15 protein-coding genes are annotated in these 10,727 nt (G+C 59.5%); all 15 read left to right on the forward strand.

From position 1 onward, the window contains the following. Positions 1–7 precede the first annotated feature (7 nt). The 15 genes from LU684_RS18130 to LU684_RS18195 all read left to right on the forward strand — a co-directional run bounded on the left by LU684_RS18130 (position 8) and on the right by LU684_RS18195 (position 10,653). Positions 8–883 (forward strand): head maturation protease, ClpP-related, encoded by an 876-nt coding sequence (locus LU684_RS18130; RefSeq protein WP_114941970.1) that lies wholly within the window; start codon positions 8–10, stop codon positions 881–883. A 14-nt stretch (positions 884–897) separates the two neighbouring features. Continuing rightward, positions 898–2,112: a phage major capsid protein gene (locus LU684_RS18135; protein ID WP_102690117.1), complete on the forward strand. Its 1,215-nt coding sequence runs from the start codon at positions 898–900 to the stop codon at positions 2,110–2,112. Positions 2,113–2,155: 43 nt separating this feature from the next. Continuing rightward, positions 2,156–2,545 carry a hypothetical protein gene (locus LU684_RS18140; protein ID WP_202916030.1) on the forward strand — a complete coding sequence of 130 codons (390 nt, stop codon included), beginning with the start codon at positions 2,156–2,158 and terminating at the stop codon, positions 2,543–2,545. Positions 2,546–2,548: 3 nt separating this feature from the next. Continuing rightward, positions 2,549–3,025: a head-tail connector protein gene (locus tag LU684_RS18145; RefSeq protein ID WP_114941971.1), complete on the forward strand. Its 477-nt coding sequence runs from the start codon at positions 2,549–2,551 to the stop codon at positions 3,023–3,025. Next, positions 3,025–3,366, forward strand: coding sequence for a phage head closure protein (locus tag LU684_RS18150; protein WP_114941972.1), 342 nt, complete (start codon positions 3,025–3,027; stop codon positions 3,364–3,366). Before LU684_RS18145 ends, LU684_RS18150 begins: the two co-directional genes overlap by 1 nt. Beyond that, positions 3,359–3,844 (forward strand): HK97-gp10 family putative phage morphogenesis protein, encoded by a 486-nt coding sequence (locus LU684_RS18155; protein ID WP_232894881.1) that lies wholly within the window; start codon positions 3,359–3,361, stop codon positions 3,842–3,844. Before LU684_RS18150 ends, LU684_RS18155 begins: the two co-directional genes overlap by 8 nt. Then, positions 3,841–4,209 carry a DUF3168 domain-containing protein gene (locus LU684_RS18160; protein ID WP_009685301.1) on the forward strand — a complete coding sequence of 123 codons (369 nt, stop codon included), beginning with the start codon at positions 3,841–3,843 and terminating at the stop codon, positions 4,207–4,209. Before LU684_RS18155 ends, LU684_RS18160 begins: the two co-directional genes overlap by 4 nt. Positions 4,210–4,271: 62 nt before the next feature. Then, positions 4,272–4,772 carry a phage tail tube protein gene (locus LU684_RS18165; RefSeq protein WP_009685302.1) on the forward strand — a complete coding sequence of 167 codons (501 nt, stop codon included), beginning with the start codon at positions 4,272–4,274 and terminating at the stop codon, positions 4,770–4,772. Further along, positions 4,769–5,239 carry a phage tail assembly chaperone family protein, TAC gene (locus LU684_RS18170; RefSeq protein WP_009685303.1) on the forward strand — a complete coding sequence of 157 codons (471 nt, stop codon included), beginning with the start codon at positions 4,769–4,771 and terminating at the stop codon, positions 5,237–5,239. The genes LU684_RS18165 and LU684_RS18170 overlap by 4 nt, the downstream gene beginning before the upstream one ends. A 2-nt stretch (positions 5,240–5,241) precedes the next feature. Continuing rightward, the gene (locus tag LU684_RS30765; protein WP_421666695.1) at positions 5,242–5,463 is read left to right on the forward strand and encodes a phage tail assembly protein T; all 222 of its coding nucleotides are present in this window, start codon (positions 5,242–5,244) and stop codon (positions 5,461–5,463) included. A gap of 55 nt (positions 5,464–5,518) precedes the next feature. Further along, positions 5,519–6,322: a DUF6694 family lipoprotein gene (locus LU684_RS18175; RefSeq protein ID WP_156858329.1), complete on the forward strand. Its 804-nt coding sequence runs from the start codon at positions 5,519–5,521 to the stop codon at positions 6,320–6,322. Between the two features lie 45 nt (positions 6,323–6,367). Beyond that, positions 6,368–9,058 carry a phage tail tape measure C-terminal domain-containing protein gene (locus LU684_RS18180; protein WP_114942539.1) on the forward strand — a complete coding sequence of 897 codons (2,691 nt, stop codon included), beginning with the start codon at positions 6,368–6,370 and terminating at the stop codon, positions 9,056–9,058. A 9-nt stretch (positions 9,059–9,067) separates the two neighbouring features. Next, positions 9,068–9,652 (forward strand): hypothetical protein, encoded by a 585-nt coding sequence (locus LU684_RS18185; protein WP_102690127.1) that lies wholly within the window; start codon positions 9,068–9,070, stop codon positions 9,650–9,652. Next, positions 9,653–10,249, forward strand: coding sequence for a hypothetical protein (locus tag LU684_RS18190; RefSeq protein WP_063426716.1), 597 nt, complete (start codon positions 9,653–9,655; stop codon positions 10,247–10,249). 5 nt (positions 10,250–10,254) lie between these two features. Next, positions 10,255–10,653, forward strand: a complete 399-nt coding sequence (locus LU684_RS18195; RefSeq protein ID WP_114942538.1) for a DUF6950 family protein — start codon at positions 10,255–10,257, stop codon at positions 10,651–10,653. Positions 10,654–10,727 lie beyond the last annotated feature (74 nt).

Raw genomic sequence — 10,727 nt, forward strand, 5'->3', positions numbered from 1 at the left:
GTAACCCATGACTCTCAAGACACTACCGGCGGCGCCGGCGGTGCGGCCGCACGCGCGCGTCGAGTCCGATCTGCTGCCGAAGGCCATGGAGCGCTGGAATCCGGCGATCAAGGCGGCGGCCGGCGACGACTCCACCACCATCACCATGTACGACCCGATCGGCATGGATTGGTGGACAGGCGAGGGCGTCACCGCCAAGCGCGTCAGTGCCGCTCTGCGCAGCATCGGCGACAAAGACATCACCGTGAAGATAAACAGCCCAGGCGGCGATGTTTTCGAGGGCCTGGCGATCTACAACCTGCTGCGCGAGCACAAGGGCAAGGTAACCGTTCAGGTGCTTGGTCTGGCTGCCTCGGCCGCGTCGTTCATCGCCATGGCAGGCGATGAAATCCAGATCGCCCGAGCCGGTTTCATGATGATCCACAACGCTTGGACCATCGCCGCTGGCGACCGAAACGACTTCACCGAAGTCGCTGACTTCCTCGACCAGATCGACGCAACCCTGGCCGACATCTACGCGGTCAGGACGGGCGATGAAGCCGCAGCAATGCGCATCCTGATGGACGTAGAGACCTGGATGGACGGCAGTTCGGCAGTCGAGGCCGGATTCGCGGACGGCCTGCTCCCATCTGATGCGGCACAGGAAGACCCCCAAGCCAGCGCGCCTCAGCAGGTCGCAGCGCGACGCCTGGACACGATCCTAGCCAAACAGGGCATGCCTCGCTCCGAGCGCCGAGCCCTGATTCAAGAACTCAAGGGGGGTAAGCCTGGCGCTGCCCCCTCCGGTACGCGCAGCGCTGCCGAAAACCAGGCCGATCTGGCCAACCACTTTGCCGATTTGCAGGCCGCCATGTCGCGGTTTTCGGCAGCAGCCCTCAAGTAACCGGAGAAGATCCTATGGCAGACAACACCGCCGACCTGCTTAAGCAGGTCTCCAACGAGCTCAAGCAGGCCACTAGCGATTTCAGCAAACAGGCTGAAAACGCCCTGGCCGAGGCCAAGAAGGCCGGCAGCCTTTCCGAAGAAACCAAGAACGCTGTCGACGAGCTGGCGACCAAGTTCAACAGCCTGACCGAGGCCGAGAAGCAGCTGAAGGCCCAGCTGGGTGAGCTCGAACAGGAGTTCGCGCGCCTGCCTTCGGCTGGCACCCCGCAGACCCAGGACAGCCTCGGTGGCGTGGTGATCAAGAGCGAAGCGCTCAAGCAGTTCGCGGCCAGCATCGAAGGCGGCAAGCGTGTCAACATTCCGGTCAGCGCCGCGCTGCTGTCCACCGATGTTCCCGCCGGCATCGTCGAGCCTCAGCGCCTGCCTGGCATCGACACCGCGCCGAAGCAGCGGCTGTTCATCCGCGACCTGATCGCCCCGGGCCGAACCACTGCCCCGGCGATCTTCTGGGTACAGCAGACCGGCTTCACCAACGCCGCCAAAGTCGTGGCCGAGGGCACCGCCAAGCCCTACTCCAACATCGAATTCGCGTCGAAACTCACTGCAGTTTCGACCATCGCCCACATGTTCAAGGCCTCCAAACAGATCTTGGACGACTTCGCCCAGCTGGGTTCGACCATCGATGTCGAAATGCGATACGGCCTCAAGTACGTCGAGGAGCAGGAGATCCTGTTTGGTGACGGCACTGGCGTTCACCTGCACGGCATCGTCCCTCAGGCCTCGAAATACGTCCCGGCATTCGAAGTGGAGAAACGGTCGGGCATCGATGATCTCCGCCTGGCGATGTTGCAGGCCCAGCTGGCGCGCTTGCCGGCTTCCGGTCATGTCCTGCACTTCATGGACTGGGCCAAGATCGAACTGACCAAGGACACGCTGGGTCGCTACATCCTCGCCAACCCGCTGGGTCTGGCTGGCCCCGTCCTGTGGGGCTTGCCGGTGGTGGCCACCGAGGTCGCCGCCTTCCTAGGTAAGTTCCTGACCGGCGCATTCCAGACTGGCGCTCAGCTGTTCGACCGTGAAGACGCCAACGTGGTGATCTCGACCGAAAACGCCGACGACTTCGAGAAGAACCTGATCTCGATCCGGTGTGAAGAGCGCGCTGCGCTGGCGGTGAAGCGTCCGGAAGCGTTCATCTTCGGTGAATTCGCCGCCCCGGTCACTCCGTAACCCAATGTGAGGGCCGCACAAGATGCGGCCCCTGGAGGCATTCATGAAGCTGAAAACCCTGAAACCTCTGTACCTGGGTGGCCAAACGCTGGTGGAGGGCACGCCCTTCGAAACCATCGAGCAGCACGGACGCCAGTTGATCCAGAAGGGCTATGCAGAGCTGGACGACTCGGAAAGCAAGGTGGTGGTTACCATTTCGCAGGAAGATGCAGCTGGCGCGGGCGTGCTGACCACCAGCAGCCTGGGGGCGGTAGCCTTGCCGATTGCTCCGCCAGTCGCCGCCTTCAAGGCTAAGCACAAGGGCGCTGGCAAGTACATCGTGGTGGACGCTGAAGGCAACCAGGTTGGCGAGTTCTCCGGTAACCAGGAAGAAGCCAACGCGGAAGCTGAGCGACTGATCGCCGGTGGTGAGCCGGCGCAGGCCGAGGAGTAACCCATGCCCGTGATCGCCATCGATCTGGCCATGCGTCACCTGCTGGCCGAGCCGGAAGATCAGGTGCTGGTCGAGGCGCAGCTTGGTGCAGCGGAAGATGCGGCGATGGGTTTCCTCAACCGCCGCTTCTACCTGGATCAGGTGGCCCTCGACCAGGCCCGCGCCGGATTGTCGGCTTCCATGCGGCAAGCCAGGGAGGCGAACGCGGCGGCGGTTGCTGCTGCGGAAGCCGAGCAGGATCACACCCTGCGCTGTCGTCTGCTTGAACACGCCCGGCAAGCACTGGCCGAGGCTTACGACCATGCCGACGCCATCGCGTACGGCATGGTGCTCAACCCAGCGATCCAGGCTGCCTGCCTGCTCAAACTGGGTCATCTGTTCTCCAATCGTGAGGAGGTGGTCACCGGAGCGACCGCTGTCGAGCTGCCGCTGGCCTCCCAGCACCTGCTGATGCCGCACCGCATCCGGATGGGTGTGTGATGCAGGCCGGCAAGCTCCGGCACCGAATCGACATTCAGGAGTTTGTGCAAGTCCGCGACCCGGAAACCCTTGAGTTCGGCGAGCCCCAATGGATAACCCGCTGGTCCAAGTGTCCGGCTAGTGTCGAACCTCTTTCCGCCCGCGACCTGGTGGCCGCTCAGGCGGCTCAGTCCCAGGCCTCCGCAAGAATGGTGATTCGGTACCGCCCCGGCGTTCTGCCGACCATGCGCATCGTCTATAGGGGCGAGCCGTACAGCATCGAAGGTCCACCACTGGAAGACGCAAAGTCCGGCCGGGAGTATCTGACCATTCTGGCTTCCAAGGGGGTGAAGGATGGCTGACGGTGTCGAGTTCAGCATCACCGGGCTCGAAAGCCTGCTGGGGAAGCTGGATTCGGTCAGCTATGACGTGCGCCGCAAGGGTGGCCGTGCCGCGCTACGCAAGGCGGCCCAGGTGGTGGTGCAAAAGGCCAAAGAGGGAGCCGAGCGGATTGACGACAAGGCGACCGGCCGGTCGATATCGGACAACATCGCGTTGCGCTGGAATGGCCGCCTCTTTAAGCAGACCGGTGACCTCGGCTTCCGGATAGGTGTGCTACACGGCGCCGTGCTCAAGTATGGCGGTGATCTCAGCCAGAACGCCCCGACGCCGCACTGGCGCCTGTTCGAGTTCGGTACCGAGAAGATGGCCGCTGCCCCGTTCATGCGTCCGGCCGTGGCCAACAGCATCAGCGAGGTGACCAACACCTTCGTAACCGAGTACGAAAAGTCCATTGACCGCGCTATCAAGCGCGCAGCGAAGAAGGCAGCTTCCCGATGACACCACCGATTGCGCAGGCCTGCTTGCAGAGCTCTGCCGTCACAGCACTGCTCGGCACCGGCACTGATATGCGGCTCTATTCGTTTGGTGAGGCGCCACAGGGTGTGACGAAGCCCTATGCCGTCTGGCAGATCGTCAGCGGCAACCCTGAGAACTACCTGGCGGGCCGCCCGGATGCCGACAGCGTCACGCTGCAGGTCGACGTGTACGCGACCACCGGTGACATCGCGCGAAAGGTCCGTGACTCGATCCGTGACGCCATTGAGCTGGAGGCCTACATCACCCGCTGGGGCGCCGAGGGGCGCGATACCGAGACGACCAGTTACCGCGCCAGTTTCGACGTTGACTGGTGGGTTTCCCGTTGAAATTTAGATAGACCCGATGCCCGCCCAGTGCGGGCTTTTTCATTCCTGACTGGAGAAAAACCATGTCGATGAACGCTCAGGGCGCCCAGCTCTACGCGCTGCTGCCGCCTGCCAATGGCGGATCTGGCCCCAAGACCGTGATGGAAGTGGAGTGCCTCACAGCCTTCAACCCCGGCGGCGCCCCTGCCGACCAGATTGATGACACCTGTCTGTCCGACACCGATCGCAAGTACAAAAAGGGCCTGCGCACCCCGGGCCAGGCCACTGCCACCATCTTGGCTGACCCGCGCAACGCCAGCCATGTGCGTATGTTCCAGCTGTCCCAGGACGATAGCGACGAGGACATCCTGTGGGCTCTCGGTTGGTCTGACGGCAAGGGAATTGCGCCCACCGCCGATGCTGACGGGGATGACTTCGTACTGCCGAAAACTCGCACCTGGTGCTTGTTCGCCGGCTACGTCGCGGACTTCCCGTTCGACTTCGCCAGCAACGCTTCGGTGAGCACCGCTGCCACCATTCAGCGTTCGGGCAAACTCAACTGGGTAGTCAAGGAGAATCCATGAAACTGACACTTGAAGCGCTCAAGGGCGCCGGTTCGTTCACTGGGCGCCCAGTTGAAAAGGAGATCAAGTGGCGTCAGAACGATACTGACCTCACCGCTACAGTGTTCGTGCGCCCGCTGGGTTACCAGACTGCGGTCAGTGATGTACTCGCGTTCGGCGGCAAGACGGACAGCATTGCCGGAAAAATCGCCGCATCGATCTGCGATGAACATGGGAACCCCGTGTTCAGCAGCCCGATGGACATCACTCATGGCCCACTTGATCCGGTCGAGCTGGAAGCGGACCCGGAAAGCACCAAGCGCCTCGGCTCTCTCGACGGCGCCTTGACGGTCGCACTGCTTTGCGCGATCCATGAGGTGAACGATCTGGGAAAGACGCCGAACTCGACGAGCTTGATGAAATCTGGCACGAACTCGTCCTCTGCGGCATCGGCGGCTGCACCATCGCGCAGGCGCAAGAAAACCTGAGTCTGCGTGAATTCAGGTCTTGGGTGAAGTTCAGGCAGCGCCGTGGCTCGCTGCATCTGGGTATGCGGGTTGAGCGCTCGGTAGCTATGGTCGCCACGATGTTGGCCAACCGGACGCGCGATCCGAAAACGCGGCCAGAGCCTTACACAATCCAGGACTTCACACCGCATGACCAGGATGACAGGTCGATTTCTCTGCAGGAGGCCATCGCGTCTTGGGAGTAAGTGAATTTAGCCTGCATTTGTTATCATCGGTATTTTGAACTGTGAAGGATGAAAGATGCGTAAGCTAATTGCCGTGGTAATTGCGGCGACCCTGCTTTCGGGATGTGGCGAGCCGAGGATTGATGGAAGCTCTGAAGAGGCGTTCCACAAGTCGATGTCCAAGGTCGCGGAAAGTATCCCTGAGGAAAATCGAAAGCAATTTACCGCAGATGTAATGCTGCTGGCTTTCCAGAATATGGACCTTGGGAAAGTCATGAGCGGAAAGCAAAGACCTGAAGAAGTGCCAGGAATTATGCTTTCATCGCTCAATGGGAAAACTGCTGCTGAAGTATCTGCTGAAGCCTCAAGAGTTCGCGAAGCAAGGGCTGTGCGAGAAAAAGAGCAGGCGCTTTCTGAAATCTCAGATCTCTTGGATAAGAAAAGAAAGAGTGAGCTTGCGAAGGTTGAGCTTGAAAAGTTTGAGGTTCTGAAGTCTCGATATTACAAGCGAAAAGTCGAGTACTCATTCATGGATGATTCTGTAATCGAGCTCAATGTCAGGAACGGGACAGACAAGGCCGTTTCTCGTGCGTTCTTCAAAGGCACAATTTCCTCTCCAGGCAGATCCGTTCCTTGGCTTGTCGAGGAATTCAATCATTCGATCGCGGGAGGCATGGAGCCCGGTGAGTCACAAAGCTGGTCCCTGGCTCCAAACTCATTTAGCGCGTGGGGAAAGGTCAATCCGCCAACGGATGCGGTCCTCACTGTAGAGGTTGTACGGCTGAATGGCGCAGACGGTAAGCCGATTTTCGGTGATGGAGAGTTCACCGAGCGCGACGCCGATAGACTGGAATCGCTAAGGAAACAGTATCCCAATTGATAACTAGCCCGCACACAGCGGGCTTTTTTATGCTCGGAGGAAAAGATGGCCTCAAGATCATTGGGCACTTTGACTCTGGACGTTATTGCGCAGGTTGGCGGATTTGTAGCCGGCATGGACAAAGCGGAGCGCAGCTCTGTTAAATGGCGGAAAGAGGTTGAGAAGAGTGCTAAAGCAGTAGGGACTGCTGTTGGTGCAGGTGTCGCGACTGCTGTTACTGCGTTTACGGCGATGATGGGGGCGGCGGTAAATTCGGCATCTGAGATATCCAACCTTGCGGCTGTTGCAAACGTCAGCGTCACTGATTTCCAGAGAATGGCCGTAGGAGCCAAGACTGTAGGGATAGAGCAAGACAAGCTTGCCGATATTCTCAAGGATGTGAATGACAAGGTTGGCGATTTCCTGAATACCGGTGGCGGAGGGATGGCTGACTTCTTTACGCAAATTGCTCCTAAAGTCGGCGTCACTGCGGAGCAGTTTAGGAATTTAAGTGGTAGTCAGGCCCTTGGGCTTTATGTCTCAAGCCTTGAGAAGGCGAAGGTTAGCCAGTCGGAAATGACTTTCTACCTTGAAGCTATTGCTAGTGATGCTACTGCCCTTCTACCGCTACTTCGGAACAATGCTGCTGGCTTTAGGGAATATGGGGATGCGGCCGAGGCTGCTGGCGCAGTGATGGATGAAAAGACCATTTGGGCAGCTAAGCAGTTCGGCTCTGAGCTTACTGTTATCAGCCAGTACGCAAATTCGGCGAAAATCGCATTGGCAGCGGAGTTTATGCCGGTTCTAGCCCAGCTTGCGAAGGATCTGGCTGATACTACAAAAGAGGCTGGAGGACTTAGAAGTGTTGTGCATGAGCTTGCCAATGACTTAGTAGAGGCTACCGCTGTAACAGCTAGCCTGGCAGATGGTACGGCTCGTGCTTTCAAAATTGCTGCTGCGGTCATAGTTAGCGGGTTTTCTACTACTATGGCTTACCTCCAGAGTATTGGGGCGACGGCCAATACTATTATGGGGAGTGTAACTTTTGGCGATATGTCAAAAGATTTCAAAGAAAACGCCGACAGATTAACTGCTTACGCTATAGATCATTCAAGAACTGCAAGCAGCGTAATGTCTGAAGTGGCCGATGCCTACAATAAGCCCTGGTCTGGCGATGTGATCCGTGACTATGTGAAAAGGGCAAGAGAGGCGGCTACCGAGCTAGGCACTATCGCTCCCCCTCCGCCAGGCACTTTCACCCCGATTACCCCGGCCCAGCAAGCCGCCGCCAAAGCCGCTGAAACCGCCGCCAAGAAACTCCAAAGCCAGTTCGACACGGCCGAGGAAGGCTACAAGCGCCAGATCGCCCTGATCAACACCTCGACCGACAAGCGAAAGAATGCCACTGAGGTCGACAAGCTCGCCTTTGAGCTTGAGGAAGGGAAGCTCAAAGGGCTTTCGGAGGCGCAAGGCAAGAAGCTTGAGGGGCTGGCGGCTGAGTTGGACGCCAAGAAAGCGCTACTCAAGGCCGACCAGGACGCCAAGAAGCTCGCTGCCTTGCAGGTCAACCTCGATGAGGACAACCGAACTGCCAAGGAAGGTCTGGACATGGAGCTTGCTGGTGCTGGCCAGGGCGACAAGTCGCGGGAGCGGTTCCGGGCGTTGCTCGCCATCGAGCAGGACTACAACAAGCAGCGCCGCGAAATGTACAAGGAGTACAAAGAGGCGCTTCTTGCAGAAGACCCTGATGCGGAAGTGAACTACCAGAATGAGACCGATGCACTCGATAAGGCCCTGAAGCTTCGGCTTGAGCATCAGCGCAACTTCTACGAGCAGCAGGACGAGATGCAGGGCGACTGGCTCGCAGGTGTTTCAGATGCATGGCAGAACTACGTTGATAGCGCCGCCGACTTCAGCGAGCAGGCCGGTGCAGCCACTGAGTCGATACTAAGTGATGCCACGTCGTCGATATCGGGCAGCCTTCAGGGAATCATCAAGGGCACGGAGAGCGTAGGGGATGCCTTTGGCAACCTGGCGGCAACCATGGCCAATTCTGTCCTTGGCGCGCTGACCGACATTGCTGCGAAGTGGATCGTAGTGCAGGCGTTGAAAATGGCAGGTATTACAGCCGAAACCACGGCTACCGTGGCGAGCGAGGCTACCAAGACCACTGCAAAGCTAGCCACTGACGCGGCGTCCACGGCATCGTCGCTCACTGCAACAGCTACTGTCGCGTCGGCCCAGGTGGCGGCTGCGGGCACCACAATGACGGCATGGCTTCCTGCCGCCCTGGTTGCTTCTGTCGGTTCGTTCGGCGCGGCCGCGATTGTTGGCGGTACTGCACTGCTGGCGGCCTTTGCGCTGATCAAGGGCTTTTCGGGGGGCGGGTACACCGGTGCAGGCGGGGTCAATGAGCCGGCCGGCGTCGTCCACAAGGGTGAGGTTGTTTGGAGTCAGGCAGACATCAAGCGGTTTGGCGGTGTGTCTGCAGTGGAGGCCCTGCGTAAAGGCAAGGCCACACCGAAGGGTGATCTGCGCTCTGCTGGCGATAGCTGGGAGTTGCCAGCGCAAGTCGCTTCCAGTTCGGACGCTGCGGGTAGCAACACCAACGTGCACCAGGTCTTCCATGTGAATGGAGATGTGAGCCCTCAGACGGTTGCCATGATTCAACAGGGCATGCGCCAAACGATGTCCGCAATCCTGCAGGACGTGGGCCGAAACGGCCAAATCATGCAGAGCATCCGCAAGAAACTTTAAGGTGGAACGATGGCGATCGAATGGCCAACCCAGGTGTGCCCGGCTGAGATGAGTTGGGGCATGGTCTATAACAACCGCGACTTCAGCTCCACGCTGAATAACAGCCAGCAGATCGTGGGCTATCCAGGTTCGTACTGGAAATGCTCACTTTCGCTACCTCCGTTGACCCGCGACCGAGACCGAATCGTGACTGCTTTCATGGGGCGCCTACAGGGCCGCTTTGGCACGTTCAAACTGCCCGCGTTCACCCGTCGGCGCACTGACAACATCGGCGCTCCCGTTGTGCTGGGTGGCCTTGCAATGGCCTCCCACATCACGCTGGGGGCTGTGTCGGTGAATCGGAAAGTCTTTAGTCAGGGCGACTACATCACCATTGACGGCGTGATGCATGAGGTGGTTGAGGACGTGGTTTCGAGCGCGCAAGGGGTGGCGGTGCTGCCCCTCAACAGGCGCTTGCGAGCGGCCCTGATTTCCGGCACCCCGGTTGAGTATCGAAACCCTTACTCGATCATGCGCCTGTCTGAGGACAGCTACACCCTGTCGGTCAGGCCCGTGGTGGCTGAACTGACCATCGAATGCCGGGAGGCGTTTTAAATGGCATTGGTTTTCCCTTTCTCGCCGTCGGTGCTGAACATCATTGCCGCCGGCAACTTCACGCCGGTTTTCGCTTGCGAGCTGGATTTTGCCGATGGCATGGTTCGGGCGCATACGGGTACCGGCCAACTGACGATCAACGGCCAGGTCTACGATGGTGTTGGCACCTTCGGGGAAGTGGGCACGGCCAGCGAGAGCGCCGAATCGGGGTCATCGCTGTCCATTGACCTTACGCTAAACGGCCTGGACAGCTACATCCTTTCCCAGACCTCGGTGGCTGGCTGCCGGGGCCGGTTGGCTCGCCTGATGTTCGTCGTCTACGACGAGGCGGGGAATTACGCCGCCGACATCCTGTTCAGCGGTCGCATGGACGCCGCCAAGTTGTCTTACGGCGGCTCGACAGGCGATAGCTCGATCACGGTCACCATCATTGACCGGATGGCAGAGTGGAACCGGATCGGTACTGAGCGCTGGACCGATGAGAACCACCGCGCCCGGCATGACGGTGACCGCTTCTTCTACGCCGTCGCGCAGATGGCCGAATGGCCCATCTACTGGGGCGCCAAGAAAGACGCGCCGTCCTTCACCTACGAGTAAACGCCATGCGCTATCGAGACTGGCCCACGAGGCTACACGAGACCATCAAGGCCGCTTTCGAGCGGCCTTTTTTGTGGGGCGAATTTGACTGCTGCCTGTTTGTAGCGGACTGCGCAGTGGCGATCTGCGGCGTTGACCCGGCGAAGGAGTACCGCGGGCGGTACAAGACAGAGATCGGCGCCAAGCGCGTGATGGCGTCGACGCACGGATCGGTCGAGGCGGCGCTGGACACCTGCTTCGAAAGGGTTGATGTGCAGTTCGCTCAGCGCGGCGACATCGTCACGTTCGAAAACGAATCGGGGAAGTGCGTGGCAGTGCTCTGGAGTGGCCGGTATTGGGCGGCTACCGAGTCTGGTGCTGCAGCCGTTGATTGCGAGCCCTTGGTGGCCTGGAGAGTTGAATAGTGGGAAGCTCGATCAAATCAGTCGTGAAGCTCGTCACTGCGCCCATCAAAGCGCTTTACGACCCGGTGGGCGCC

The sequence above is a fragment of the Pseudomonas sp. NMI542_15 genome (assembly GCF_021283425.1).
Taxonomy (GTDB): Bacteria; Pseudomonadota; Gammaproteobacteria; order Pseudomonadales; family Pseudomonadaceae; genus Aquipseudomonas; species Aquipseudomonas fortuita.

What these genes read in the sequence shown, in the direction of transcription:
- LU684_RS18155 (WP_232894881.1), top strand. Translation starts at nt 3,359, where the DNA reads ATGGCTGACGGTGTCGAGTTCAGCATCACCGGGCTCGAAAGCCTGCTG.
- LU684_RS18185 (WP_102690127.1), top strand. Translation starts at nt 9,068, where the DNA reads ATGGCGATCGAATGGCCAACCCAGGTGTGCCCGGCTGAGATGAGTTGG.
- LU684_RS18140 (WP_202916030.1), top strand. Translation starts at nt 2,156, where the DNA reads ATGAAGCTGAAAACCCTGAAACCTCTGTACCTGGGTGGCCAAACGCTG.
- LU684_RS18150 (WP_114941972.1), top strand. Translation starts at nt 3,025, where the DNA reads ATGCAGGCCGGCAAGCTCCGGCACCGAATCGACATTCAGGAGTTTGTG.
- LU684_RS18170 (WP_009685303.1), top strand. Translation starts at nt 4,769, where the DNA reads ATGAAACTGACACTTGAAGCGCTCAAGGGCGCCGGTTCGTTCACTGGG.
- LU684_RS18165 (WP_009685302.1), top strand. Translation starts at nt 4,272, where the DNA reads ATGTCGATGAACGCTCAGGGCGCCCAGCTCTACGCGCTGCTGCCGCCT.
- LU684_RS18180 (WP_114942539.1), top strand. Translation starts at nt 6,368, where the DNA reads ATGGCCTCAAGATCATTGGGCACTTTGACTCTGGACGTTATTGCGCAG.
- LU684_RS18190 (WP_063426716.1), top strand. Translation starts at nt 9,653, where the DNA reads ATGGCATTGGTTTTCCCTTTCTCGCCGTCGGTGCTGAACATCATTGCC.
- LU684_RS18130 (WP_114941970.1), top strand. Translation starts at nt 8, where the DNA reads ATGACTCTCAAGACACTACCGGCGGCGCCGGCGGTGCGGCCGCACGCG.
- LU684_RS18175 (WP_156858329.1), top strand. Translation starts at nt 5,519, where the DNA reads ATGCGTAAGCTAATTGCCGTGGTAATTGCGGCGACCCTGCTTTCGGGA.
- LU684_RS18195 (WP_114942538.1), top strand. Translation starts at nt 10,255, where the DNA reads ATGCGCTATCGAGACTGGCCCACGAGGCTACACGAGACCATCAAGGCC.
- LU684_RS18145 (WP_114941971.1), top strand. Translation starts at nt 2,549, where the DNA reads ATGCCCGTGATCGCCATCGATCTGGCCATGCGTCACCTGCTGGCCGAG.
- LU684_RS18160 (WP_009685301.1), top strand. Translation starts at nt 3,841, where the DNA reads ATGACACCACCGATTGCGCAGGCCTGCTTGCAGAGCTCTGCCGTCACA.
- LU684_RS18135 (WP_102690117.1), top strand. Translation starts at nt 898, where the DNA reads ATGGCAGACAACACCGCCGACCTGCTTAAGCAGGTCTCCAACGAGCTC.